Origin of the sequence: Caballeronia sp. BCC1704, assembly GCF_902833455.1 — a bacterium.
Taxonomy (GTDB): domain Bacteria; phylum Pseudomonadota; class Gammaproteobacteria; order Burkholderiales; family Burkholderiaceae; genus Caballeronia.
The window spans coordinates 305,830-329,740 of the sequence record NZ_CADFFT010000001.1; the positions used below are offsets into that span (position 1 = coordinate 305,830).

Annotated in this window: 23 protein-coding genes; 14 read left to right on the forward strand and 9 right to left on the reverse strand. The window is 64.6% G+C overall.

What is annotated here, in order from left to right:
- Positions 1-401: 401 nt before the first annotated feature.
- From HWX53_RS01405 to HWX53_RS01430, 6 genes are all read right to left on the reverse strand, one after another.
- Complete coding sequence (locus HWX53_RS01405; RefSeq protein WP_175938757.1) at positions 402-1,472, reverse strand: GTP-binding protein; 1,071 nt, start codon at positions 1,470-1,472, stop codon at positions 402-404.
- Between the two features lie 132 nt (positions 1,473-1,604).
- Complete coding sequence (locus HWX53_RS01410; protein ID WP_175938759.1) at positions 1,605-2,804, reverse strand: class I SAM-dependent rRNA methyltransferase; 1,200 nt, start codon at positions 2,802-2,804, stop codon at positions 1,605-1,607.
- Between the two features lie 36 nt (positions 2,805-2,840).
- Positions 2,841-3,764, reverse strand: a complete 924-nt coding sequence (gene xerC, locus HWX53_RS01415) for a tyrosine recombinase XerC (protein ID WP_175938761.1) — start codon at positions 3,762-3,764, stop codon at positions 2,841-2,843.
- Between the two features lie 10 nt (positions 3,765-3,774).
- Positions 3,775-4,494: a DUF484 family protein gene (locus HWX53_RS01420; RefSeq protein ID WP_175938763.1), complete on the reverse strand. Its 720-nt coding sequence runs from the start codon at positions 4,492-4,494 to the stop codon at positions 3,775-3,777.
- A gap of 34 nt (positions 4,495-4,528) precedes the next feature.
- Positions 4,529-5,401 carry a diaminopimelate epimerase gene (gene dapF, locus HWX53_RS01425; RefSeq protein ID WP_175938765.1) on the reverse strand — a complete coding sequence of 291 codons (873 nt, stop codon included), beginning with the start codon at positions 5,399-5,401 and terminating at the stop codon, positions 4,529-4,531.
- Positions 5,402-5,459: 58 nt separating this feature from the next.
- Positions 5,460-6,344: a lipid A biosynthesis lauroyl acyltransferase gene (locus tag HWX53_RS01430; RefSeq protein ID WP_175938767.1), complete on the reverse strand. Its 885-nt coding sequence runs from the start codon at positions 6,342-6,344 to the stop codon at positions 5,460-5,462.
- 284 nt (positions 6,345-6,628) lie between these two features.
- Between HWX53_RS01430 and metK the strand changes: the two genes are divergently transcribed.
- Positions 6,629-7,816 carry a methionine adenosyltransferase gene (gene metK / locus HWX53_RS01435; protein WP_175938769.1) on the forward strand — a complete coding sequence of 396 codons (1,188 nt, stop codon included), beginning with the start codon at positions 6,629-6,631 and terminating at the stop codon, positions 7,814-7,816.
- 77 nt (positions 7,817-7,893) lie between these two features.
- Here metK and HWX53_RS01440 read toward each other — a convergent pair whose 3' ends face one another.
- A complete protein-coding gene (locus HWX53_RS01440; protein ID WP_175938771.1) occupies positions 7,894-8,241 on the reverse strand; it encodes a hypothetical protein in 348 nt (115 codons plus the stop codon).
- 315 nt (positions 8,242-8,556) lie between these two features.
- Between HWX53_RS01440 and HWX53_RS01445 the strand changes: the two genes are divergently transcribed.
- On the forward strand, positions 8,557-9,333 hold the full coding sequence (locus HWX53_RS01445) for a phytanoyl-CoA dioxygenase family protein (RefSeq protein WP_175938773.1): 777 nt from the start codon (positions 8,557-8,559) through the stop codon (positions 9,331-9,333).
- Between the two features lie 11 nt (positions 9,334-9,344).
- On the opposite strand, the gene HWX53_RS01450 is transcribed toward HWX53_RS01445, so the two are convergent.
- Entirely contained in the window at positions 9,345-9,548 is a 204-nt protein-coding gene (locus tag HWX53_RS01450; RefSeq protein ID WP_175938776.1) for a DUF3185 family protein, read from the reverse strand.
- 76 nt (positions 9,549-9,624) lie between these two features.
- Positions 9,625-10,419 carry a mechanosensitive ion channel domain-containing protein gene (locus HWX53_RS01455; RefSeq protein WP_175938777.1) on the reverse strand — a complete coding sequence of 265 codons (795 nt, stop codon included), beginning with the start codon at positions 10,417-10,419 and terminating at the stop codon, positions 9,625-9,627.
- A 212-nt stretch (positions 10,420-10,631) separates the two neighbouring features.
- On the opposite strand from HWX53_RS01455, the gene mgrA reads away from it, so the two are divergent.
- From mgrA to HWX53_RS01515, 12 genes are all read left to right on the forward strand, one after another.
- On the forward strand, positions 10,632-11,678 hold the full coding sequence (gene mgrA, locus HWX53_RS01460) for an L-glyceraldehyde 3-phosphate reductase (protein ID WP_175938779.1): 1,047 nt from the start codon (positions 10,632-10,634) through the stop codon (positions 11,676-11,678).
- Between the two features lie 369 nt (positions 11,679-12,047).
- Positions 12,048-12,818 carry a ferredoxin--NADP reductase gene (locus tag HWX53_RS01465; protein ID WP_175938781.1) on the forward strand — a complete coding sequence of 257 codons (771 nt, stop codon included), beginning with the start codon at positions 12,048-12,050 and terminating at the stop codon, positions 12,816-12,818.
- A gap of 319 nt (positions 12,819-13,137) precedes the next feature.
- Entirely contained in the window at positions 13,138-13,983 is an 846-nt protein-coding gene (locus HWX53_RS01470) for a sensor histidine kinase (protein WP_175938783.1), read from the forward strand.
- An 8-nt stretch (positions 13,984-13,991) separates the two neighbouring features.
- Positions 13,992-14,648 carry a response regulator transcription factor RqpR gene (gene rqpR / locus HWX53_RS01475; protein ID WP_175938785.1) on the forward strand — a complete coding sequence of 219 codons (657 nt, stop codon included), beginning with the start codon at positions 13,992-13,994 and terminating at the stop codon, positions 14,646-14,648.
- 139 nt (positions 14,649-14,787) lie between these two features.
- On the forward strand, positions 14,788-16,230 hold the full coding sequence (locus HWX53_RS01480; protein WP_175938787.1) for an amino acid permease: 1,443 nt from the start codon (positions 14,788-14,790) through the stop codon (positions 16,228-16,230).
- A gap of 284 nt (positions 16,231-16,514) precedes the next feature.
- On the forward strand, positions 16,515-16,991 hold the full coding sequence (locus HWX53_RS01485; RefSeq protein WP_175938789.1) for a (2Fe-2S)-binding protein: 477 nt from the start codon (positions 16,515-16,517) through the stop codon (positions 16,989-16,991).
- A gap of 51 nt (positions 16,992-17,042) precedes the next feature.
- The gene (locus tag HWX53_RS01490) at positions 17,043-19,442 is read left to right on the forward strand and encodes a xanthine dehydrogenase family protein molybdopterin-binding subunit (RefSeq protein WP_175938791.1); all 2,400 of its coding nucleotides are present in this window, start codon (positions 17,043-17,045) and stop codon (positions 19,440-19,442) included.
- A gap of 11 nt (positions 19,443-19,453) precedes the next feature.
- Positions 19,454-20,260, forward strand: a complete 807-nt coding sequence (locus HWX53_RS01495) for a xanthine dehydrogenase family protein subunit M (protein WP_175938793.1) — start codon at positions 19,454-19,456, stop codon at positions 20,258-20,260.
- A complete protein-coding gene (locus HWX53_RS01500; protein WP_175938795.1) occupies positions 20,260-21,156 on the forward strand; it encodes a MoxR family ATPase in 897 nt (298 codons plus the stop codon). The genes HWX53_RS01495 and HWX53_RS01500 overlap by 1 nt, the downstream gene beginning before the upstream one ends.
- Positions 21,157-21,158: 2 nt before the next feature.
- Entirely contained in the window at positions 21,159-22,355 is a 1,197-nt protein-coding gene (locus tag HWX53_RS01505; RefSeq protein ID WP_347879139.1) for a VWA domain-containing protein, read from the forward strand.
- The gene (locus HWX53_RS01510) at positions 22,346-22,897 is read left to right on the forward strand and encodes a carbon monoxide dehydrogenase subunit G (protein ID WP_175938799.1); all 552 of its coding nucleotides are present in this window, start codon (positions 22,346-22,348) and stop codon (positions 22,895-22,897) included. The genes HWX53_RS01505 and HWX53_RS01510 overlap by 10 nt, the downstream gene beginning before the upstream one ends.
- Entirely contained in the window at positions 22,870-23,889 is a 1,020-nt protein-coding gene (locus HWX53_RS01515; protein WP_175938801.1) for an XdhC family protein, read from the forward strand. Before HWX53_RS01510 ends, HWX53_RS01515 begins: the two co-directional genes overlap by 28 nt.
- The last annotated feature ends 22 nt before the right edge of the window (positions 23,890-23,911 follow it).

A 23,911-nucleotide genomic window follows, 5' to 3' on the forward strand; every position in this document is an offset into this window, starting at 1 on the left:
AACCGATATTGGCTGCTCCGTTTCAACGCTCGCCTTGCGGCCCTCGCGGCCTATCAGCAGATCGTCCGCCGGGGCATCCTTTTCTGACATCCGACGGCCAACGCCCGTATTCGTATGCGCCGAACGGATTCGCCCTTCTCCAGTGGGGCTGTATTGTAACTGAACCGCAATTTCCGACGATAACCGAGGAAAACCCTGTCGAAAGCCGCCGGAATTTCAAAAATATAACGCCTGAACCCGCAAAAAGCGATGTCGTTTGGTGGGCGCGACTACATAACCGCGACAATAAACGCCCACGAAAAACGCCGCCGGCGAGGCTCGCGGGCGGCGCATCTTCGCATCGACGTTGCGTCCCGCCTTTCGCGCGCTTGGCGCAGATCAGCGAAATGCGTGCCGGGTCGCTATTTCACCAGGCAGGCGTCGAGGCCGTCGGTGATCAGATCTTTCGGCAGCTCGATACCGATGAACACCATCTTGCTGTTCTTTTTCTCGATCGGCATCCACTTGGCGGCGAGGTCGCTGCCCATCATCTGATGCACGCCCTGAAAGACGACCTTGCGATCGACGCCCTTCATATAGAGCACGCCCTTGTAGCGCAGCAGCCGCTCGCCGTAAATCTGCAAAATGCCGCCGAGAAAATCTTCGAGGCGGTTCGGATCGAACGGCTTGTCGCTGCGATACACGAACGATTTGATCTTGTCGTCGTGGTGCGCATGATGATGGTGGTGGTGATGCTCGTGATCGTGGCTGTGATCGTGCCCGCACGTCGAATGGTCGTGATCGTCGTCGTGCGCGTGATCGTGGTCATGATGGTGCTCGTCTTCCGCGAGGAAATCCGGATCGATTTCCAGCTTCGAATTCAGGTTGAAGCCGCGCAGATCGAAGATTTCCTTGATGTCTGCATCGCCGAAATTGACGACCTTGATCGCCGCACGCGGGTTCATGTGCACCAGCCGATGCTTCAGTGCTTCGAGCGCGTCTGCATCCACCAGATCGGACTTCGTGATGAACAGTCGATCCGCGAAGCCGACTTGCCGCTGCACCACTTCGTGCTGGTCGAGCTGCGCGTTCGCGTGCTTCGCATCGACCAAAGTGATGATCGCGTCGAGCAGGAATTCGTCGGCGACCGTGTTATCCATGAAGAACGTCTGCGCGACCGGACCCGGATTCGCGAGACCCGTCGTTTCGATTACCACGCGGTCGAAATCGAGCGTGCCCGCCTTCTTGCGGTTCGCGAGGTCTTCCAGCGCGCGCGCCAGATCGCCGCGAATCGTGCAGCAGATGCAGCCGTTGCTCATCTGGATGATCTGCTCGTTCGTTTCCTGCACGAGAATTTCGTTGTCGATGTTCTCTTCGCCGAACTCGTTCTCGATAACGGCGATCTTCATGCCGTGCTTCTCGTTCAGGATGCGCTTGAGCAGCGTGGTTTTGCCGCTGCCCAGAAAGCCGGTCAGGATGGTTACGGGAATCATGGTGTCGCCTGTTTCCTTGTCAGTGTTCGGAATCGCGCGGCCGGTCGGTGGCGCACTGAATCGGTTATTGAAACATATTCGCCCAGCGGGCGCTTTGCGCCGCGTGACCTTGCCGCAGCCAGATAAGGCCGCTCACGCGATTTGCAACAGCAGGCCCTTCAGGTACTCGCCTTCCGGAAACGCCGTAAGCAGCGGGTGATCGACGCCCGCGCCCAGGCGCTTGAGGATGCGCGCATCGACGCGGGCATCGGCCGCCGCGCCCGCGACGATCTTCTGAAACAAGTCCGCATCGATCGCGCCCGAGCACGAATACGTGAACAGCAGCCCGCCCGGACGCAGCAGCTTGAAGCCGCTCAGATTGATGTCCTTGTACGCGCGCGCGGCGCGGTCCACGGTTTCGCGCGACGGCGCGAACTTCGGCGGATCGAGCACGATCAGGTCGAAACGCTGCCCTTCGTCGTACAGACGGCGCAGCGTCTTGAAGGCGTCGGCGTCGAGCCATTCGGCTTTTTCCGCGTCGAAGCCGTTGGCCTTGACGTTCTCACGCGCGAGCGCGAGCGCTTCGCCGGACGAATCCACCGACACGACGCGCGCGGCGCCGCCCTTCAACGCCGCGAGCGAAAAGCCGCCGGTATAGCAGAAGCAGTTGAGCACGTCGCGGCCTTGCGCGTTCTGCTGCACGAGCACGCGGTTGTCGCGCTGGTCGACGTAGAAGCCGGTCTTGTGGCCGTGCTTCACGTCGACGTGATAACGCACGCCGCATTCGTTCGTGATGAGCGTGTCCGGCGGTGGATCGCCCGCGAGCACGCCGGTCGTCTGTTCCAGCCCTTCCTTCTGGCGGATCGACACATCGGAGCGTTCGTAGACGTTCGGGCAGCCGGTCGCGGCGATCAGCGCATCGACGATCGCCGGCTTCCACGCCTCGACGCCCGTCGCCATGAACTGACAGACGAGCTGCGCGTGCGAGCCCTGATCGGCGACGTAGTAATCGACGATGAGGCCCGGCAAGCCGTCCGCTTCGCCGAAGACGAGGCGCGTCGCGCCGGTATCGCGGACCATCGTCTGCCGATGCGCGACCGCGCGCTGCACGCGGCGCTTGAAGAAGGCGTGATCGACGGGCTCCGCTTCGTCGAACGTCCAGACGCGCGCGCGAATCTGCGAATGCGGGCTGTACGACGCGCGCGCGAGAAAACGGCCATCGGCGGCGCGCACGGTGACGGTCGCGCCGGGCGCGGGATTGCCGTCGATGCGCGCGATGGCGTTCGCGTAAATCCACGGATGGCGGCGAACGAGCGACTTGTCCTTCGCCGGTTTGAGCGTGATGGTGTTCATTGCGATGATCGGAGCAGCGCGCATGGCGCCGCGGTGTTAGTCGCGCTTCTTCGCGCGCGGATGCGCCGAGTCGTAGACACGAGCAAGGTGCTGAAAGTCCAGCGATGTATAGATCTGCGTCGCGGTGATGCTCGCATGACCCAGCAGTTCCTGCACCGCGCGCAGGTCGCCGCTCGACTGCAAGACGTGCGTGGCGAACGAATGCCGCAGCACGTGCGGATGCACATTCGCCGGAATGCCGGCCAAGAGCGCCATGCGCTTGACGCGCTCGCGCACCACGCCCGGCGACATGCGATTGCCGCGCACGGAAAGAAAGAGCGCGTGCGGGTCCAGCTTGACGAATTCGCCGCGGACGTCGATCCACGCGCGCAGCGCATCGATCGCCTTGCGGCCGACCGGCACCTTGCGCATGCGCTTGCCTTTGCCGAGCACGGTGACTTCGGCTGCAGCCAGATCGAGCCAGCCGGCGGACTGATGGTCCTTCGTATCGACGTGGCGGACATCGAGCCCGACGAGTTCCGAGAGCCGCAGCCCCGACGAATAGAACAGTTCGAGCATGGCGTGATCGCGCAACGCTTCGGTGCTGTCGGCGCGCGGCGCGTCCATCAGGGCCATTGCGTCGTCGACGGAAAGCGCCTTCGGAAGCGTCTTTTCGCGCTTCGGCGCGCGCACCGTCGCGACAGGGTTCGCGGGCATCTCGACGCGTTCGGCGAGCCAGCGGTAAAACGCGCGCCACGCCGACAGCCGATGCGCGATGGAGCGCGGCGACAGCCCCGCCGCGTGCGCGCGCACGACCGCGCCGCGCATGTCGGCGGCCGTCAGCGTTTCGAGCGCGCGGCCCTTGGCGAGCGCGCGCAGTTCGCCGAGTTCGTACGTGTAGCCACGCAGCGTGTGCTCCGACAGCCGCCGCTCGTGTTCGAGCATCGCGAGATAAGCGGCGATGTGATCGGCGGGCTGCATGTCGCGTCGCTCAGTTCGGCAGCAGGCGGGAGAGCGCCGCGCTCGCCAGCACGCCGATCTGCGCGAGGAAATCCGTCGCCATGCCGTCGTGAAAGCGCCGCGCGTCGGGCGAGCCCATCACGAGCAGGCCGAACGCGGGCGCATCCGGGCCGGCTTGCGGATCGCGCAGCGCGACGAGCGCAATCGACTGAATGCCGCGTTCGGCGGACGCGTCTTCCAGCGAGCCGCCGCTGGACGCCGATGCCGAGTTCGCCACGCCGAGCCATTGCGCTGCCGCGAAGCCGCTGTTCGCGCCGCAATACGGCGCGTCGAGGCTGCCCGCGAAAATACGCACTTCCTCGCCGACGTGGCGCGCGAAATCCGCCTGGCGATACGCTTCATCGACATCCCACATGCGCAGCGCGGCATGCGGCACGTCGAACACTTCGCACAGCCCTTTGCTGATGGTGGACGGCAGCGCGTACGGGTCGCGCTGGCCGGTCACGCGCACGGTCCAGCGGTTGAACTTCGTGGCGATGCTGTCGTTTTCATGGCCGTAGCGCAGCAGTTCGGCAAGCCGCCGTTCGAGTTGCTTGTTCTTGTCGCGCAGCATTTCCATCTGCCGTTCCTGCAGCGACACAGCCGACTTGCCGTGCGGATTCGAAAGCCGGATGGTGCCGAGCAGTTCGGCGTGCTCGACGAAAAAGTCGGGGTTGTCGAGCAGATAGTCGGCGACTTCGCGTGGATTCATGTTTGCCTGATACGTTTGAATGCGTGGGCTCAAGTCAGCCGATGTCCGAAAGCTCGATCTCGCCTTCGAAGACGGTCGCGGCGGGTCCGGCCATGAAAAGCGCGGCGGATTCGTCGCGTGCGCCGTCCCAGCTGATCGTGAGCGTGCCGCCGTGCGTCTCGACGCGCACCGGCGAATCCAGCAAACCGCGCCGGATGCCCGCGGCCACCGCCGCACATGCGCCCGTGCCGCAGGCGAGCGTTTCGCCCGCGCCGCGCTCGAAGACGCGCAGTTTGACGGAATGACGATCCACGATCTGCATGAAGCCCGCGTTGACGCGCTCCGGAAAGCGCGGGTGGCGCTCGATCTGCGGCCCTTCGGCGAGCACGGGATACGCTTTCACGTCGTCGACGACCTGCACCGCGTGCGGATTGCCCATCGACACGACGGACACCCAGCGCGTCTTTCCGCCGACATCGAGCGGCCAGAGCGTATCGTTGCCTTCGCTGCGGCCGTCGAGACCGCTCGCGTCGAACGGCACGCGCGGCGGAGCGAACACCGGCGCGCCCATGTCGACGGTCACTTCGCCGTTGTCCTGCATCGTCAGCGTGATGACGCCCTTCTGCACCTGCACGCGCACCGTCGAAGCAGCGGTCAGCCCGCGATCGCGCACGAACTTCACGAAGCAGCGCGCGCCATTGCCGCAATGCTCGACTTCGCCGCCATCGCAATTGAAGATGCGGTACTTGAAGTCGACGCCATCGACGGTCGGCTTTTCGACCAGCAGCAGTTGATCCGCGCCGACGCCGAAGTGACGGTCGGCGAGCGCGCGAACCTGCGCGGCGTTCAGATCGAGCGCCTGCGAGTAGCCGTCGAGCACGACGAAGTCGTTGCCCGCGCCCTGCATTTTGGTGAACTTGAGTTTCATGGCCGCTATTGTATGTGAGCCTCGGGGCGGCGTTTCGTGCCGCTTGGCGCCGCGCGGCTCAATAAAAACTCGCCTCGCCCGGCGGCCGCGTCTTGAAGCGCTTGTGGACCCAGTAATACTGCTCGGGAATGCGCGGAATCTGCTCTTCGAGAAACGCGTTCATGCGGCGCGCGTCGGCATCGTCGTCGCCGGTCGGGTAGTTTTCCCACGGCGCGAAGATTTTCAGCCGATAACCCTTGTAGTTCGGCAGCACCTCGCCGATGAACGGCACCACTTGCGCCTTGCCCGTCTTCGCGAGCCGGCCGACGGCGGTCAGCGTGCACGTCGGAATGCCGAAGAATGGCACGAAGGTGGAATTGCGCATGCCGTAATCCATGTCCGCGCCGAGCATGACGGGCTTGCGGTCGCGCAGCCAGCGCAGCACGATGCGCGCGCTATCCGCGCGGCTCGCCATGTCCGCGCCGAAGCGCGCGCGCTGCCGCTTGGCAATCTCTTCGACCTGCGGATTCGAGAACGGCTGATACAGCGATCCGCATTGCCGGTGCAGCGAGTAGTTCAGAAAGATCGACCCCGCCTCGATGCCGACAAAGTGCAGCCCGAGAAAGAGCGTGGGCGGCAGATCGGGATCGGTGAGATCGACGGCGCTGTCCACTTCGATCAGCCTTTCCAGCTTCTTCGCCGATCCGAACCACTGCACGCTGCGCTCGACATAGCTGCGAATGGCATGGCGGAAGTGCATCTGCGCGACTTCCTCGCGGCGCTCGGGCGACCATTCGGGAAAGCAGAGCTTGAGGTTCGTATGCACGATGCGCTTGCGCCGGCTCGGAATCTGATAAAGCAGCCAGCCGAGGCCATCGCCGAAACGCGCGGTAATGCCGTAAGGAATGATCGCGAGAAACTTAAGAAAGCCAATGGCGAGCGACACGCCGATGCGCCCTAACATGACGTGCTCCCGCGAACATACGGGCGGCGGCTACCGGCGGAGGATAAGCGCGGGACGAATGACGACAAGCGTTCGACTCTGTAAAAACACGGGAAACCGGTATAATACGGGCTTCGCCGAGTTAATGGACAACTTGCGGGGCGAAGCCGGCCAGAGCCAGATGCATGCATCGCGTGCATCAGGTTTCAGGACGGAGAAAGGACATCCGCTAAAGCGTCGCCGCTTCAGACTCCAAACGAAGTCGGCTACGTGAATCTCAACCGTACTCAATTGGAGTCTGAAGCGTGTCGAACGACTACCTGTTTACCTCCGAATCCGTTTCCGAAGGCCACCCGGACAAGGTCGCCGACCAAATCTCCGACGCCATTCTCGACGCCATCCTGTCTCAGGACAAATACTCGCGCGTCGCGGCGGAAACCCTCTGCAATACCGGTCTCGTCGTCCTCGCGGGCGAAATCACGACCACCGCGAACGTCGATTACATCCAGATCGCGCGGGACACCATCAAGCGCATCGGTTACGACAACACGGACTACGGCATCGACTATCGCGGCTGCGCGGTGCTCGTCGCGTACGACAAGCAATCGCCGGATATCGCGCAAGGCGTGAACAAGGCGCACGACGACAATCTCGACCAGGGCGCGGGCGACCAGGGCCTCATGTTCGGTTACGCGTGCGACGAAACGCCCGAACTCATGCCGCTGCCCATTCACCTGTCGCACCGTCTCGTCGAGCGTCAGGCGAATCTGCGCCGCGACGGCCGTCTGCCGTGGCTGCGTCCGGACGCGAAGTCGCAAGTCACCGTGCGCTACGTGGATGGCAAGCCGCACTCCATCGACACCGTCGTGCTTTCGACGCAGCACGCGCCGGATATCGAGCTGCCGCAACTGCGCGAAGCCGTGATCGAAGAAGTCATCAAGCCGACGCTGCCGAAGGAACTCATCAAGGGCGACATCAAGTTCCTGGTGAACCCGACGGGCCGGTTCGTGATTGGCGGTCCGCAAGGCGACTGCGGTCTGACGGGCCGCAAAATCATCGTCGATACGTACGGCGGCGCGGCTCCGCACGGCGGCGGCGCGTTCTCGGGCAAGGACCCGTCGAAGGTGGACCGCTCGGCCGCTTACGCGGGCCGTTATGTCGCGAAGAACGTGGTCGCGGCCGGTCTGGCGTCGCGCTGCCTGATTCAGGTGTCGTACGCCATCGGCGTCGCGCGTCCGACTTTGGTGATGGTGAACACGTTCGGAACCGGCCGCGTGTCGGATGCCGAGATCACCAAGCTCGTGCTTGAACATTTCGATCTGCGTCCGAAGGGCATCATCCAGATGCTCGACCTGCTGCGCCCGATCTACGAAAAGTCGGCGGCGTACGGTCACTTCGGCCGCGAAGAGCCGGAATTCTCGTGGGAAGCCGCGGATAAGGCGCTGTTGCTGGCCGAAGCCGCCGGCACCGAGCCGGTGGTGCGCGTGGCGTAAGCTTCAGGCGCGACAAAGAAAAAACCGGCAGGCATCGCGCCTGCCGGTTTTTCTTTTTGGGCGACGCGCGTCTTTCTTCAGCGCACCGCGAACGCGTACCAGCCGGGGCTGGTGGCCGACGTGCGACGCGGCCGGCGGCTCGTCAGCGCGGCCGCTCGCGGCTTCGGCGATGGCGCGCGCAGTTGCATCGGGCGGTGCAGCAGCGTGCGCAGCGACACGTCGCGCGAGGCGGCGCGTGCACGGAGATTCAGAAAGAATCCGCGAAACCAGGAGCGGATGCCATCGACCGGACGCGCGGTGGCTTGCGGCGCAAGCGCCTGCGTGCGGGCGGAATGATGTCGCAACGCGCGGATCATGCCGCGCCGGGCGGGCCGAGCCGCACGAGATGCGGCGCGTCGAAGGCCCTTAGCGATTCGGTGGTTCATGTCGGCGATAGGTTCGTCTGCGTGGTGGCAAACTCGACAGTAGTCGTCTCAAAAATAGCGTTCCAGGCTTCGATTCAACGTCGGCCGCGAAGTTGCACCGAAACGATGCGGCCAATGTACCGGACGTGCGTGACTGTCGTAAGTCCGCGTTTTCCCTGCCGGCTACTGAAGCAGTCGCTTATGGCGCGGCGCGCGAGCCATGCTGCGAGCGCCTTCGCGGCTCGCGCGACTTACAATGCCCGTATTCGCCCCAATTTCGGGTATTGCGCTGGCTGCATGAGGCGATATCGAAGCCGCGCTGAGGCTGAAACGAACATGTCTGAACAAACGTCGCTGAAATCGAAGAGTGATCAGGTGCACGAGCTGCGCCAAATAGGCTTCGTCATCGTGAAGGGGCTGGTGTCCGACGCGCGCTGCGATGCGTTGCGCGACGTCGCGCAGCGGCAACTGGCCGAAGCCGCCGCGCCGCTCGAATACGAAGCCGACCTGAAGTATCCCGGCGCGCCGGAATCGAAGCACGCGCCGGGTGGACATACCGTGCGGCGGCTTCTGGACGCGTACGGGCGCCATCCGCTATTCGCGGAGTTTGCGACATCGCCAGAAGTGCGCGGCTGGATGGAGTTGTACTTCGGCGAGACGCCGTATCTCTCGCGCGCGCATCACAACTGCGTGATGACGAAGCACCCGGCGTACGGCAGCCTGACGGGCTGGCATCGCGACGTGCGTTACTGGGCGTTCGAGCGTGACGATCTGGTTTCCGCGTGGGTCGCGCTCGGCGATGAAACCGTCGAAAACGGCGCGCTGTGGTTCGTGCCGCGTTCCCACAAGCTCGCGTTCACGTCGGACCGGTTCGACGACGCGAAATTCTTCCGCGCCGATTTGCCGGAAAACACGGCGCTGATTCGCACGGCGGTTTCGCCCAAGCTGGCGAAGGGCGATGTCGTGTTCTTTCACTGCAACACGCTGCATTCCGCAGGCAAGAATCTCACCGATCAGGTGAAGTTCTCGCTCGTCTACACGTATCGCGGCGCAAGCAACGCGGCGTTGCCGGGCACGCGATCCGCGTCGAAGCCGGAAGTCGCGCTCGTCTGATTGTTCAGCGTTCAGCGTTTCGAGGGCAGCGCGAGCCCGATCAGCCCCGCGAGCGACGCGACAATGCCGCCCGCGATCAGCCAGATCGTCTTGTTAGTCGGCGAGCCCGTGAAGAAGCGCGACACGTCGTTGCTCAACGAGTGAAACGACTGTCCGCCGAAGTACAAAAGCACGATGCCGCCGACGAGCAAGGCCAAGGAAATCGCTCGGGTCATGAAGTGTCCTCGCGGGTTCTGAGATAGGGCGCGCCAGCTTACAAGGCACGCCGCAGGGCGTCCAGTCAGGTCGAAGTCACGCCGCGACCGGCACGCGCGTGAGCGGCTGAATCTGGCGCAGCAAGTCGGCCTGCACGGCCGGATGGTCGCTTGCGCGCGTCCACACGCCGACGTTGAACTTCACGCCGGTATCGGTGTAATCCGTGACGGCGATCCACGGCGCCGACGCGCCGTCCTGCACGATGCGCGCATCGCCCGTGACGAGCCTGCGCAGTTCCGACAGCACGCGCTCGACATCCTGACCGTGCTGCACGAGGAAATTGAGCACCACGCGCCGGTTTTCGTTCGCGCTGAAATTGGTCACCGGATTCGCCCAGATGATGCTGTTCGGCACGTACATGACGACGCCGTCGGCCTTCGTGAGCCGCGTCGTGAATAGACCGATCTCGTTCACCGTACCCGCCGTCACGCCGATACCCTCGATATAGTCACCGACGCGAAACGGCCGCAGTAGCAGCAACATCAAACCGGCTGCGATGTTTTGCAGCGTGCCCTGCAGCGCCAGTCCGATGGCAAGCCCCGCCGCGCCGAGCACGGTCAGGATGCTCGCCGCCGCAATGCCGAACTTGCCGAGCGCCGCGACGATGGCGACCACGCGTATCGCCCACATCACGAGACTGGCGAGCACCGGCGTCAGCGTGGCATCGACGTTCGTGCGGTTGAGCGTGCGCCGCAGCGCGTTGGCGACGATGTTCGAGATCCACCAGCCGACGGCGACGATCAGGATCGCCATCAGAATGTTGATGCCGTACGTCAGCCCGAGCGTGAGCATGAAGTCGTAGGCCGGGCGCAATTTGTCGATTGAATTCATTGAGTACTCCTTGTGCGAGGTGTGCGTTGACGGGACGGCGCGCCGCGTGCTCCCGCATATCGGGACACGTATGCCCGGCGCTCGCGCCGTCGCCGATTGCCTTAACATTGACGGCTTTGGTCGATTCGCGAGCATAGAGCAGCGGCGCGCATCCACCGGCTTCACGATTGTCAAAGTTAGTCCAAAACCGCCACTCGCAAAGGAAAACTGTCATGGCTTACGAAGCAGCATCCGAGCGTTACTCCTCGCAGATGCAATACCGCACGTGCGGCAAATCCGGTCTCAAACTGCCGGCGTTGTCGCTCGGTCTCTGGCATAACTTCGGCGACACCACGCCCATTTCGACGCAACGCGACATCCTGCGCACCGCGTTCGATCTCGGCGTCACCCATTTCGACCTGGCGAACAATTACGGGCCGCCGTACGGCAGCGCGGAAGCCAACTTCGGACGTCTCTTCAAGGACGACTTCAAGCCGTATCGCGACGAACTGCTGATTTCGACGAAAGCCGGCTGGGACATGTGGCCCGGTCCGTACGGACAGGGCGGCGGCTCGCGCAAGTACGTGCTCGCGAGCCTGGACCAGAGCCTGAAGCGCATGGGGCTGGATTACGTCGATATCTTCTACTCGCATCGCTTCGATGCCGATACGCCGCTCGAAGAGACCGCCGGCGCGCTCGCGACCGCCGTGCATTCGGGCAAGGCGCTGTATGTCGGCATCTCGTCGTATTCGGCGTCCAAGACGCGCGAAATGGCCAAGCTGCTCGCCGAGCACAAGGTGCCGCTTTTGATCCATCAGCCGTCGTACAACATGCTGAACCGCTGGATCGAAGAAGAACTGCTGGATACGCTCGATGAAATCGGCGCGGGCAGCATCGCGTTCACGCCGCTCGCGCAAGGGCTGCTGACGAGCAAGTATCTGAACGGCGTGCCGCAGGATGCGCGTGTCAACAAGCCGGGCGGCGGATCGCTCAAGCAGGAACACCTGAGCCAGGAAAATCTGGAGCACGTGCGCAAGCTGAACGAGCTGGCGCAGCGGCGCGGCCAAAGCCTCGCGCAAATGGCGCTGGCGTGGGCGCTGCGCGGCGGGCGCGTGACCTCGGTGCTGATCGGCGCGAGCCGCGCGGAGCAAGTCACCGAAAACGTCGGCGCGTTGAAGAATCTGGAGTTCAGCCAGGAAGAACTCGCGGAAATTGACAAGTACGCGCAGGAAGGCGGCATCAATCTGTGGGAAAAGCCGTCGACGGATCAGCGCATCTGAACGTCTTGCAGCCGCCTTCCGTCAGAAGGGTGATTCGGAAGCGGCTCGGCTGCGGTTGCTATCATGCGCGCTGGCGGTTCATTCGCTGCTGACCGGCAGCGAGCACATTCGGCGGCGCGTGGCGGATCGTCACGCGCTGCTGGCGATCCGGCCCGAGGACGCTTCGCGGCTATCGAGTTAGAATAGCCGATTGCGCCCATGCAACGCCCGGCTGCACGACTGCCGACGCGGGCCTGCCGCAAACACGCCGCACAGAGCCGAAAGTTCGGACGAAAGCGCCAGCCGCTCGTCCTTTCGCGCGGCGTCGAGCGACCCGCGTTCCGGCGTTCCGGCCGTGAGCGTCACCGTTTTCGCATAGTCCAAGAAGCCATGAGCAACCTCAACTCTCAAACCGTTCTGAGCGTCCACCACTGGACCGACACGCTTTTCAGTTTCACCTGCACTCGCGACGCCTCGTTCCGCTTTGAGAACGGCCAGTTCACGATGGTGGGCCTCGAAGTCGACGGCAAGCCGCTTCTGCGCGCCTACAGCCTCGCGAGCGCGAACTACGAAGAGCATCTCGAATTCTTAAGCATCAAGGTGCCGGACGGCCCGCTGACTTCGCGTCTGCAGCACCTGAAGGTCGGCGATTCCGTGCTGATCGGCAAGAAGCCGACGGGCACGCTGGTCGCGGACAACCTGCTGCCGGGCAAGACGCTGTGGCTGCTTTCCACTGGCACCGGCCTCGCGCCGTTCATGTCGATCATCAAGGACCCGGACGTCTACGACCGCTACGAAAAGATCGTGCTGACGCATACGTGCCGCTTCGTCGATGAACTCGCGTACAAGGACTTCATCACGGAGCACCTGCCGGCGCACGAGCACATCGGCGAGATCGTTTCGGAGAAGCTCGTCTATTACCCGACCGTGACGCGCGAAGAATTCGCGAACCGCGGCCGCATCACCGACCTGATCGAGACGAAGAAGCTGTTCTCGGATCTGTCGGTGGAGCCGTTCTCGATCGAAAACGACCGCGTGATGCTCTGCGGCAGCCCGCACATGCTGCGCGACACGCGCCAGTTGCTCGACTCACTGGGCTTCCAGGAAGGCAGCAACAACCATCCGGGGCATTACGTCGTCGAGAAGGCGTTCGTCGGCTGATTCGTGGTTGGCTTGTTCGAAAAGAAGCCGGGGCAGATCGCTCCGGTTTTTTTTCGCGTGCTTGCGGGCAACTTGTTACATCTGCGGACAGGCATTCTTGGCGGTTCGGCCGCACTGCTGTTACTAATCGACATGAAGTTCTCCCGCCGCAGCCTTGTCGGACATGGATTAATCATATTTTTGAGATATGATGCGGTCACGTCGAAGCGATGCGCAAAGCCTGCATCGTCCGATTTCCATGTTACAGAGTGTAAATTTAGTTACGCCGACTCGTGGTCTGCCGAGGACGTAGCTCAAGTTGCGCTCAAAGCGAGGAAAAATGAACCCGTCGGCCCTGATCGGACTGGATCAGCGTGCAACGTCCTGCGCCACCGTGCGCGGTGTGTCGTCAGCGACGCCGGAGGCATCCGGCTTACCGTTTTCCGCTCTATTCGACGCCAAGCTGGAAAGCGACCGCGAGGTCGAGCGCCTGCGCGCCCGCGTACGGGATCTCGCTTCGCAAGTCTGCGCGGCCGATGAGCGCGTTCGCCGCAGCATCGCCGCCGACCTGCACGACGAAGCAGGCGCCATTCTCACCGCTGCGAACCTCGCAGTAGCGCGCGCCGAATATCTGCTGCCCGCCGATGCGCCCGCTGCCTGCACAGAAGCGCTGCGCCAGGCGCGCGAATGTCTCGCCGAAGTCGCTGCGTCCAACCACAGGATCGTGGAGGGCCTGCACGCGCCGGCGCTCGACGACGGTCTTCCCGCCGCGCTCGCAGAATGGCTCGCAACCTTCGGCGCGCGCGCCGGTCTCTCCGTTAACTTATCTTGTTCAGTTGAAATCTACGCGAAGCGTTTGCCGCAGGGTCTGTCCCATGCGTTCTTTCGCATCACGCAGGAAGCACTAAACAACGTCGCGCGGCACGCGCATGCGACGCGCGCGAACGTGACGCTCGCAGCCGACGACGACGCGCTCACGCTCGTCGTGGAGGACGACGGCATCGGCATCACGCCCGTTGCGCGCCGCAAAGCCGGGCGGCTCGGGTTCGCGAGCATGCGCTCTCGCTGCGAGGCGTTCGGCGGCACGCTGCGCGTGGGCGCATCGAAGACGGGCGGGACCTGCGTGCGCGCGCGCCTCCCGTGGACGGCCGCGCCGCGCGCCGCGCTGCGCGCGGTCAACGACTGAGCGCGCGCATGGCGCTCAAGATTCTTCTCGCCGACGATCACGCCATCGTGCGCCGTGGCGTCGCGCAATTGCTGCTGGAGCGCGGCGTCGCGTCGGAGGTCAGCGAAGCGGAAACGGGCGCGCAGGCGCTGGCGCTCGCTGCGCGCGTCTCTTTCGACGTCGCGCTCCTCGACATCTCGCTACCCGATACGACCGGCCTCGACGTCCTGAAGCGCCTGAAGCGCGACGCGCCGCGTCTGCCGGTGCTCATGTTCTCCATGTATCGCGAAGACCAGTATGCGGTGCGCGCGCTGAAGGCCGGCGCGGCAGGTTATCTCTCGAAGACGGCGGACCCGGCGCTGATGATCCGCGCGGTTCAACAGGTCGCCGCCGGCCGGAAGTACGTCAGCCCGGAAATGGCGGAGGCGCTCGCCAATTACGTCTCGCTGGATAGCGAACGGATGCCGCACGAGAACTTGTCGGACCGCGAGTTCCAGACGCTGTGCATGCTGGCATCGGGCAAGCGGTTGACCGACATCGCGAACGCGCTGTCGTTGTCGGTAAAGACGGTTAGCGTGTATCGGGCGCGCCTGCTCGACAAGATGAAGCTGGCCAACAACGCCGAACTCACGTTCTATGTCCTCTCGAACCGCCTTGTGGATATGAACCCAGCGATCGCAGGCTGACCCGCGTTTTATCTTGCAAAAGATAAAACGCACCGGCGCTGCGCATGCTGCCCAATTTCTGGGCAATTTCGAAGTCTCCGATAGAATGTCGGGTTTTCCCGCAGCAGGGCGCGCGAGCGCCGCATGGAGACTTGTCGCAATGTCGTTGTTCCGCAAGAAAAACATCGAGCACATGCTGGCCGGCGCGCACAGCACGTCACTCAAGAAAACGCTTGGCGCGCTGGACCTGACGTTTCTCGGCATCGGCGCGATCATCGGCACCGGCATCTTCGTGCTCACGGGCACGGGCGCCGTGCAGGCCGGGCCCGCGCTGATGGTGTCGTTCATCGTCGCGGCCATCGCTTGCTGCTTCGCCGCGCTCGCCTACGCGGAGTTTTCGTCGACCATTCCGGTCGCCGGTTCCATCTACACGTATTCGTACGCGACGCTCGGCGAACTGGCCGCGTGGATCATCGGCTGGGATCTGATGCTCGAATACGGGCTCGCGACGTCCGCCGTTTCGGTCGGATGGTCGGGCTATCTGCAATCGCTGCTGTCGGGCTTCGGCATTAGCCTGCCGACGGCGCTCACCGCCGCGCCCGGCGCGCTGCCGGACCACGTCACGTACTTCAACCTGCCCGCGTTCCTCGTGATGATGGTCATTACGTGGCTGCTGTCGATCGGCGTAAAGGAATCCACGCGCATCAACAACGTGATGGTCGCGATCAAGGTAACGGTCGTGCTGCTGGTGATCGCGGTCGGCGTATTCCATGTCACGCCGGCGAACTGGCATCCGTTCATGCCGCACGGCTGGTCGGGCGTGTTCGGCGCGGCGGCGGTCATGTTCTTCGCGTTCATCGGCTTCGATTCGGTGTCGTCCGCGGCCGAAGAAGTGAAGAACCCGAAGCGCGATCTGCCCATCGGCATCATCTCGTCGCTCGCGGTGTGCGCGGTGCTGTACGTGGCGGTGGCGGCGGTGGTGACGGGCATCGTGCCGGCAGCGCAGTTCGCGCACATCTCGCATCCGGTGTCGTACGCGCTGCAAGTGGCGGGGCAGAACTGGGTGGCGGGTTTCATCGACCTCGGCGCGGTGCTCGGCATGCTCACCGTGATTCTCGTGATGAGCTACGGCCAGACGCGCATCATCTACGCGATGTCGCGTGACGGACTGCTCCCCGCGAAGCTCTCGAGCGTGCATCCGCGCTTTGCGACGCCGTTCTTCACGACGTGGCTCGTCGGCATCTTCTTCGGCCTGATCGGCGCGCTCGTGCCGCTCAACGTGCTGGCCGAGCTGATCAACATCGGCACGCTCGCCGCGTTCTCGATGGTGTCCATCGCCGTGCTGATCCTGCGCCGCACGCATCCCGACCTGCCGCGCGCGTTCCGCTGCCCGGGCGTTCCCGTCGTGCCGATTCTCGCGGTGGCGTCGTGCCTCTTCCTGATGCTCAACCTGACGGCGACGACGTGGATTGCGTTCGTCGTCTGGCTCGTGATCGGCCTCGTGATTTACTTCGTGTACTCGCGCCGTCATTCGGCGCTGGGCCGCGTTCAGGCGCAGCCCGCGAACGCGAAGGCCGCGAAGCGCGAAACCGTTACGCACTGAGCGTTTGTCTGATCGTTCGGCTAAAGAGCGCCGTCCCTCCGGACGGCGTTTTTTTTCGTCCGTCGCCGGCGCGGCACGGGCGTGCGCCTAATAGCGACGCCCGCTGATTTGTGCTTTACTCGCCGTACACATAACACGAAATTCCAGCCGGACGCGACGCGCGGGCAGGTAGAGACGTGGCGACGTGCGTGACCCGAGTGACGTTGAGGCTGGTCCATCCCCTTGCAATCATGCAAGGACCGTAGCGAGGCGAAAAGCCCGCCGCGGTCGACAAGGAGACAGTAATGACGCTCAGCATCAGCCTGACGGTCAACGGCAAACCCGTGACCGCGAAGGTGGAACCGCATGTCCTGCTCGTTCAGTTTCTCCGCGAAAACCTCGGGCTGACCGGCACGCATATCGGCTGCGATACCGCGCAGTGCGGCGCGTGCACCGTTCATCTCGACGGCCGCGCGATCAAATCGTGCAACATCCTCGCCGCGCAGGCCGACGGCATGAGCGTGACGACCATCGAGGGCATGTCGAAAGACGGCCAGCTTCATCCGATGCAGGCGGCGTTCAGGGAATGCCACGGCCTGCAATGCGGCTTCTGCACGCCCGGCATGGTGATGAGCGCGAGCGCGCTCGCAGCCGAATCGCCCGATCTCACCGAGGAAGAAGTCCGCGATCAGCTCGACGGCAATCTGTGCCGCTGCACGGGCTATCACAACATCGTGAAGGCGGTCCTCGAAGGCGCGCAGAACATGAAAGCGGGCGCCTGACTTCCTCGTTCCTTTTCGACACCATGAATCGCGCCTATCACGGAGACCGCGATGAATGCCCCTGAGCAACAGAAACTGATCGGCGCTGGCGTCAAGCGCAAAGAAGACTATCGCTTCCTGACCGGCGCGGGCCAGTACACCGACGACGTCGTGCTGCCGCGCCAAAGCTATGGCGTGTTCCTTCGCTCGCCGCATGCGCACGCGCGCATTCGCGGCATCAATACCGAGCAGGCGCTGGCGTCGCCGGGCGTGATCGGCGTGTTCACCGGCAAGGATCTCGCAGGCGAGAACGTCGGCGGCTTGCCGTGCGGATGGCTGATCCACAGTACGGACGGCTCGCCGATGCACGAGCCGCCGCATCCGGTCATCGCGCACGACAAAGTGCTGCACGTGGGCGATCAGGTGGCGCTCGTCGTCGCGGAATCGGTGAAGGAAGCGAAAGATGCGCTCGAACTGATCGAGGTCGATTACGAAGAACTGCCCGCTATCGTCGATACGGGCAGCGCCGCCGACCCGGGCCAGCCGCTCGTGCACGACAGCGTGCCCAACAACGTCTGCTACAACTGGGGCCACGGCGACAAGGCGCGCACCGACGCCGCGTTCGCGCAGGCCGCGCATGTGACGACGCTCGATATCGTGAATCAGCGGCTCGTGCCGAACGCCATCGAGCCGCGCGCCGTCAACGCGAGCTATTCGAAGCACGACGACAGCTACACGGTCTATGTCGCGAATCAGAATCCGCACGTCGAGCGTTTGTTGATGGCGGCGTTCGTGCTGTCGCTGCCGGAATTCAAGCTGCGGGTGATTGCGCCGGACGTAGGCGGCGGCTTCGGCTCGAAGATCTTCCTGTATCCGGAAGACGTGGCGCTGACGTGGGCATCGAAAAAAGTCGGGCGTCCGATCAAATGGACCGCCGAGCGTTCCGAAGCCTTCGTCTCCGACGCGCACGGCCGCGATCACGTCACCAAAGCGGAACTCGCGCTCGACAACGACGGCAAGTTCCTCGCGATGCGCGTCCACACGACGGCGAACATGGGCGCGTACTTGTCGACGTTTGCGTCGTCGGTGCCGACCGTGCTTTACGCGACGCTGCTCGCCGGCCAGTACGCCACGCCCGCCATCTACGCCGAAGTGAAGGCCGTGTTCACGAACACCGTTCCCGTGGATGCCTATCGCGGCGCGGGCCGTCCGGAAGCCACGTATGTGGTCGAACGGCTCGTCGAGACGGCGGCGCGCGAGCTCAACATCGATCCGGTGGAACTGCGCCGCCGCAACTTCATCCGCGAGTTTCCGTATGCGACGCCGGTCGGCCTGACCTACGACACCGGCGACTACGACGCGTGCCTGAACCGCGCGCTGGAACTCGCGGACGTCGCGGGTTTCGCCGAGCGTCGCGCGCAGTCGGAGAAAGACGGCAAGCTGCGCGGCATCGGCTATTCGTGCTACATCGAGGCGTGCGGGCTCGCGCCGTCGAACATCGCGGGCGCGCTCGGCGCGCGGGCAGGCCTTTTCGAAGCAGGCGAAGTGCGCGTGCATCCGACGGGCTCCGTCACCGTGTTCACCGGCTCGCACAGTCACGGTCAGGGGCACGAGACGACGTTCGCGCAAGTGGTGGCGGACCGGCTGGGCGTCGCAATCGAGAACGTCGAAGTCGTTCACGGCGACACCGGGCGCATTCCGTTCGGCATGGGCACGTACGGATCGCGGTCCATTTCGGTCGGCGGCTCGGCCATCATGAAGGCGCTCGACAAGGTGGAAGCGAAGGCGAAGAAGATTGCCGCGCATTTGCTGGAAGCGTCGGCCGAAGACATCGAGTTCTCGAACGGCGTGTTCCGCGTCGCGGGCACGGACCGCACGAAGAGCTTCGCGGAAGTCTCGCTCGCCGCGTACGTGCCGCACAACTTCCCGCTCGAAACCATGGAGCCTGGCCTCAACGAAAACGCATTCTACGATCCGACGAACTTCACGTATCCGTCCGGCGCGTACGTGTGCGAAGTGGAAGTGGATCGCGACACCGGCGAAACGCGCATCCAGAAGTTCACCGCCGTGGACGATTTCGGCAACGTGATCAATCCGATGATCGTGGAAGGCCAGGTGCATGGTGGCTTGGGGCAGGGCATCGGCCAGGCCATGCTGGAGCGCTGCGTGTACGACAAGGAGAGCGGCCAGCTGCTTTCCGGCTCGTTCATGGATTACGCGATGCCGCACGCCATCGACTTGCCGAGCTTCACCGTCGAGACCGCGAAAGGCACGCCGTGCACGCACAACCCGCTCGGCGTGAAGGGCTGCGGCGAAGCGGGCGCGATCGGCTCGCCGCCCGCCGTCATCAATGCGATTCTCGATGCGCTCGCGCCGCTCGGCGTGAAGGACTTGCAGATGCCCGCGACGCCGCACCGCGTCTGGACCGCGATGCACGCCGCCCAAACCGCCCAAACTGCCGAAACCGCCTGACGGAGACCGATATGTACGCATTCGACTATCAACGGCCGGACGAGGCGCAAGCGGCGGTGGCCGCGCTCGCGGCGAACGGCGACGCCAAATATCTCGCGGGCGGCCAGAGCTTGCTGCCGACCATGCGTTTGCGGCTCGCGCAGCCGTCGGCGCTCGTGGATGTGACGCGCATCGCGTCGATGAAAACCGTCACGCTGGATGCCGACAAGCTAACCATCGGCGGCGCGATGTGCCACGCGCAAGTCGGCGCGAACGCGGATGTGGAACGTGCGCTGCCGGGCTTGGCCGACCTGGCGAGCCGCATCGGCGACCGACAGGTGCGCGAGCGCGGCACCATCGGCGGCTCGCTCGCCAACGACGACCCCGCAGCCTGCTATCCGTCCGCCGTGCTCGCGCTCAACGCGATCATCGTGACGGACCGCCGCCGCATCGCCGCCGACGACTTCTTCCTCGGCATGTACGAGACCGCGCTCGAACCGGACGAACTGATCACCGCCGTCGAGTTTCCGCTCGCCGAGCGCGCGGGATACGAGAAGTTCCGCAATCCGGCGTCGCACTTCGCGCTCGTCGGCGTGTTCGTCGCGAAGCATGCGGACGGCGTGCGCGTCGGCGTCACGGGCGCCGCGCCTTCCGCGTTTCGGGCGAAGGAGCTAGAAGCCGCGTTGTCGAAGGACTTCTCGGTGGCGTCCGCGCGCAACGTGACGATTCCCGCCGACGGCCTCAACGACGACATGCACGCGAGCGCCGCGTATCGCGCGCATCTCATTCCGGTGCTCGCGGGCCGCGCCATCGAACGCGCGCTGTCGTTCTCGGCGTGATGATCGACGAACCGGCTTCCATCGACGAGACGCTCGCGCGCCTGCGCGAGCAGCAGTACTTCGCGAGCCGCGAACTGGCGACGGCACTCTTTCTCGCGCTGAAGATGCAGCGCCCGCTCTTTCTGGAAGGCGAGCCGGGCGTCGGCAAAACGGAACTGGCGAAGGCGGCGGCGGGCTTGTACGGCACGACGCTCCTGCGTCTGCAATGCTACGAAGGGCTGGACACGGCGAGCGCGCTGTACGAATGGGACTATCCGCGTCAGATCATGGCGCTGCGCCTCGCGGAAGCCGCGGGCGAAACGCCGTCGAACGATTCGCTGTATCGCGGCGAGTTTCTGCTGAAGCGGCCGCTCTTGCAGGCGTTGTTGCCCGATCCCGCGAACGCGAATGCGCGGCGCGTGCTTCTGATCGACGAGATCGACCGCGCGGACGAGCCATTCGAAGCGTTCTTGCTGGAACTGCTGTCGGACTTTCAGGTGTCGATTCCCGAGTACGGCACCGTGCGCGCGGCGCGGCCGCCGCTCGTCGTGATGACGTCCAACCGCACGCGCGAAGTCCACGATGCGTTGAAGCGCCGGTGTCTGTATCAGTGGATCGGCTATCCGGCGCGCGACGTCGAACTCGATATCGTCGCGGCGCGTGCGCCGGAGGCCGGCGCGGCGTTGCAGGCGCGGGCCGTCGCGTTCGTCCATCAGTTGCGCACGATGGACTTGTTCAAGGCGCCGGGCGTCGCGGAAACCATCGACTGGTGCCGCGCGCTCGCGGCGTTGTCGGTCTCCGAACTCGATCCGCAATCCGTGCAGGACACGCTCGGCGTGCTGCTGAAGTATCAGGACGATCTCGCGCGCATGGACGCCGCGACGCTCGCGCAATGCCTTTCGACGGCGCGAGCGTGACCATGCCACCGTTCGCGCGCAACGTCGTGCACTTCGTGCGCTTGCTGCGCGGCGCGGGGCTCGGCATGTCGCCGACGCAGGCGGTCGATGCGCTCGACGCGCTGCGCTTCATCGACTTAAGCCGCCGCGACGACGTGCGCGCGGCGCTCGCGTGCCTGCTGGTTCATGCGAGCGACGAGCGCGAGATCTTCGACTCGGCGTTCGATCTCTTCTGGCGCGATCCGGATTGGGAAAGCAAGCTGCGCGCGCTGCTCTTGCCGAAGATTCAAAGCGCCGCGCCGCCGCCGAAGCGCAACAACCGTCTCGCCGATGCCCTCGCGACGCGCACCGACACGCGCGAAACGCCGCAGCCCGAAGCGCAGGCCGAAGAGACGCACGCGCGGCTGTCGTTCAGCGCGCAAGAACGCCTGAGTCATCGCGATTTCGACACGCTCACCGCCGACGAATGGCGCGCGTTGCGGCATCAGATTCGCGCGCACCGGCTGCCGCTCGCGACCGAGCCGACGCGCCGGCTCAAGGCGGCGTCGCGCGGCACGCACGCGGACTTGCGCGCGAGCGCGCGGCAAGCGGTTCGCGCGGGCGGTGACTGGACCGTGTGGAAGTATCGCGCGGTGGTGGAACGCAGGCCGCCGCTGGTTCTGCTGCTCGACATCTCCGGTTCGATGAGCGCGTATTCGCGCGCCGTGCTGTACTACTGTCACGCGCTTTTGCAATCGCGCGAACGCTTGCAGGTGTTCCTGTTCGGCACGCGGCTCACGAACGCGACGCGCGCGTTGCGCGAGCGCGATCCCGATGTCGCGGTGACCGCGCTAGGCGAGCAAGTCGCGGACTGGTCGGGCGGCACGCGCATCGGCGCGGCGCTCGCGGAATTCAACCGGCGCTGGGCGCGTCGCGTGCTCGCGGGCCGCGCGACCGTGCTCCTCGTGACCGACGGGCTGGATCACGAGGCCATCGACGTGCTCGATGCCGAAATGGCGCGGCTCAGGCGCTTCGCGCATCGGCTCGTGTGGCTCAATCCGCTGTTGCGATTTGCCGGCTTCACGCCGCGCGCGCGAGGCGTGCGCGCGATCCTGCCGCACGTCGACGCGATGCTCGCGGCTCACAACCTCGACAGCCTGGCCGCTGTCGGGCGGGAAATGGCGGCGCTTTCCGCGCGCGGCGCGCCCCGAATGCCAGGAGGACACACGCAATGGAACTGACCGAAACGCATACCTTGCCGGTGCCGCAGGATCGCGCGTGGGAGGCGCTCAACGACACGGCCATGCTGAAAGCCTGCATCCCCGGCTGCGACAGCATCGAAGCGGACGGCGAAAATGCCTATGCCGTCGGGATGACTGCCGCCGTCGGCCCGGTCAAGGCACGCTTCAAGGGACGCATGGAACTGACGGATATCGACGCGCCACATACCTATACGATCGTCTTCGAAGGGCAGGGCGGCGCGGCAGGCTTCAGCAAGGGCACGGCGAAAGTGAACCTCGAACCCGGCGAGGACGCGGACACCACCAAGCTCACCTACAGCGCGCACGCGCAGGTGGGCGGCAAGCTGGCGCAAATCGGCTCGCGGCTCGTGGACGGCGCAGCGCGTAAGATCGCGGGTGAGTTCTTCAAGCGTTTCGGCGCGAAGTTGCAGGGCGCCGGCGAAGCGCAGCAAGAACAGAACGGCGTCGCGGACGAACCGGCCGACGCCGACAAGGAAGAGAAAGGAAAGAAATCATGGACAGCGTGGATCTCGAAGTCCTGAAGAACAGCGCGCGATGGCTCGAGGAAGGGTATCGCGCGCTGCTGGTCACGGTCGTGAAGACGTGGGGCTCGTCGCCCCGGCCCGAAGGCGCCATGCTCGCGGTGCGCGACGATGGGCATGTGGTCGGCTCTGTGTCGGGCGGGTGCATCGAAGACGATCTGATCGACCGGGTGCGGCAGCGGGGCATCGAGCAGTCGAAGCCGGAAGCGGTGAAATACGGCATCAGCGCGGAGGAAGCGCATCGCTTCGGATTGCCGTGCGGCGGCACCATTCAGCTGGTGCTGGAGCCGCTCACGCGCGAGAGCGGCATCGCGCAACTGTGCGCGGCAGTGGAAAGCGGGCGGCTCGTCGCACGCACGCTCGACATGGCGACGGGCGCCGCGCGCCTCGAACCCGCGCAGGCCACGGACGGCGTGCTCTTCGACGGCGCGAAGCTGCTGACAATTCACGGTCCGCGCTACCGGATGCTCGTGATCGGCGCGGGGCAGTTGTCGCGTTATCTGTGCAGCATCGCGGTCGGGCTCGACTATCAGGTGACCGTGTGCGATCCGCGCGAGGAATACACCGACGAGTGGGACGTGCCGGGCACGACCATCGTGCGGACCATGCCCGACGACACCGTGATGGACATGAAGCTCGACGAGCGTTGCGCGGTGATCGCGCTCACGCACGATCCGAAGCTCGACGATCTCGCGCTCATGGAGGCGTTGAAGACGCCGGCGTTCTATGTCGGCGCGCTCGGTTCGCGGCGCAATAACGCGGCGCGGCGCGAGCGGCTAAAAGAGTTCGATCTCAGCGATGCCGAACTCGCGCGGCTACACGGACCGGTCGGCATCTATATCGGCAGCCGGACGCCGCCGGAAATTGCCGTATCGATACTCGCGGAAGTGACGGCGGCGAAAAACGGCGTGTCGCTGCCGGAACTGCTGCAAGTGGAAGGCGCGAAGGCGGCGCGTGAAGTCGCCGGAAAGGGCGAAGTGTGCGGGGTGTGACGGTCGCACGATAAAACGCCGC

What these genes read in the sequence shown, in the direction of transcription:
- HWX53_RS01405 (WP_175938757.1), bottom strand. Translation starts at nt 1,472, where the DNA reads ATGATTCCCGTAACCATCCTGACCGGCTTTCTGGGCAGCGGCAAAACC.
- HWX53_RS01410 (WP_175938759.1), bottom strand. Translation starts at nt 2,804, where the DNA reads ATGAACACCATCACGCTCAAACCGGCGAAGGACAAGTCGCTCGTTCGC.
- xerC (WP_175938761.1), bottom strand. Translation starts at nt 3,764, where the DNA reads ATGCAGCCCGCCGATCACATCGCCGCTTATCTCGCGATGCTCGAACAC.
- HWX53_RS01420 (WP_175938763.1), bottom strand. Translation starts at nt 4,494, where the DNA reads ATGAATCCACGCGAAGTCGCCGACTATCTGCTCGACAACCCCGACTTT.
- dapF (WP_175938765.1), bottom strand. Translation starts at nt 5,401, where the DNA reads ATGAAACTCAAGTTCACCAAAATGCAGGGCGCGGGCAACGACTTCGTC.
- HWX53_RS01430 (WP_175938767.1), bottom strand. Translation starts at nt 6,344, where the DNA reads ATGTTAGGGCGCATCGGCGTGTCGCTCGCCATTGGCTTTCTTAAGTTT.
- HWX53_RS01440 (WP_175938771.1), bottom strand. Translation starts at nt 8,241, where the DNA reads ATGAACCACCGAATCGCTAAGGGCCTTCGACGCGCCGCATCTCGTGCG.
- HWX53_RS01445 (WP_175938773.1), top strand. Translation starts at nt 8,557, where the DNA reads ATGTCTGAACAAACGTCGCTGAAATCGAAGAGTGATCAGGTGCACGAG.
- HWX53_RS01450 (WP_175938776.1), bottom strand. Translation starts at nt 9,548, where the DNA reads ATGACCCGAGCGATTTCCTTGGCCTTGCTCGTCGGCGGCATCGTGCTT.
- HWX53_RS01455 (WP_175938777.1), bottom strand. Translation starts at nt 10,419, where the DNA reads ATGAATTCAATCGACAAATTGCGCCCGGCCTACGACTTCATGCTCACG.
- mgrA (WP_175938779.1), top strand. Translation starts at nt 10,632, where the DNA reads ATGGCTTACGAAGCAGCATCCGAGCGTTACTCCTCGCAGATGCAATAC.
- HWX53_RS01465 (WP_175938781.1), top strand. Translation starts at nt 12,048, where the DNA reads ATGAGCAACCTCAACTCTCAAACCGTTCTGAGCGTCCACCACTGGACC.
- HWX53_RS01470 (WP_175938783.1), top strand. Translation starts at nt 13,138, where the DNA reads ATGAACCCGTCGGCCCTGATCGGACTGGATCAGCGTGCAACGTCCTGC.
- rqpR (WP_175938785.1), top strand. Translation starts at nt 13,992, where the DNA reads ATGGCGCTCAAGATTCTTCTCGCCGACGATCACGCCATCGTGCGCCGT.
- HWX53_RS01480 (WP_175938787.1), top strand. Translation starts at nt 14,788, where the DNA reads ATGTCGTTGTTCCGCAAGAAAAACATCGAGCACATGCTGGCCGGCGCG.
- HWX53_RS01485 (WP_175938789.1), top strand. Translation starts at nt 16,515, where the DNA reads ATGACGCTCAGCATCAGCCTGACGGTCAACGGCAAACCCGTGACCGCG.
- HWX53_RS01490 (WP_175938791.1), top strand. Translation starts at nt 17,043, where the DNA reads ATGAATGCCCCTGAGCAACAGAAACTGATCGGCGCTGGCGTCAAGCGC.
- HWX53_RS01495 (WP_175938793.1), top strand. Translation starts at nt 19,454, where the DNA reads ATGTACGCATTCGACTATCAACGGCCGGACGAGGCGCAAGCGGCGGTG.
- HWX53_RS01500 (WP_175938795.1), top strand. Translation starts at nt 20,260, where the DNA reads ATGATCGACGAACCGGCTTCCATCGACGAGACGCTCGCGCGCCTGCGC.
- HWX53_RS01505 (WP_347879139.1), top strand. Translation starts at nt 21,159, where the DNA reads ATGCCACCGTTCGCGCGCAACGTCGTGCACTTCGTGCGCTTGCTGCGC.
- HWX53_RS01510 (WP_175938799.1), top strand. Translation starts at nt 22,346, where the DNA reads ATGGAACTGACCGAAACGCATACCTTGCCGGTGCCGCAGGATCGCGCG.
- HWX53_RS01515 (WP_175938801.1), top strand. Translation starts at nt 22,870, where the DNA reads ATGGACAGCGTGGATCTCGAAGTCCTGAAGAACAGCGCGCGATGGCTC.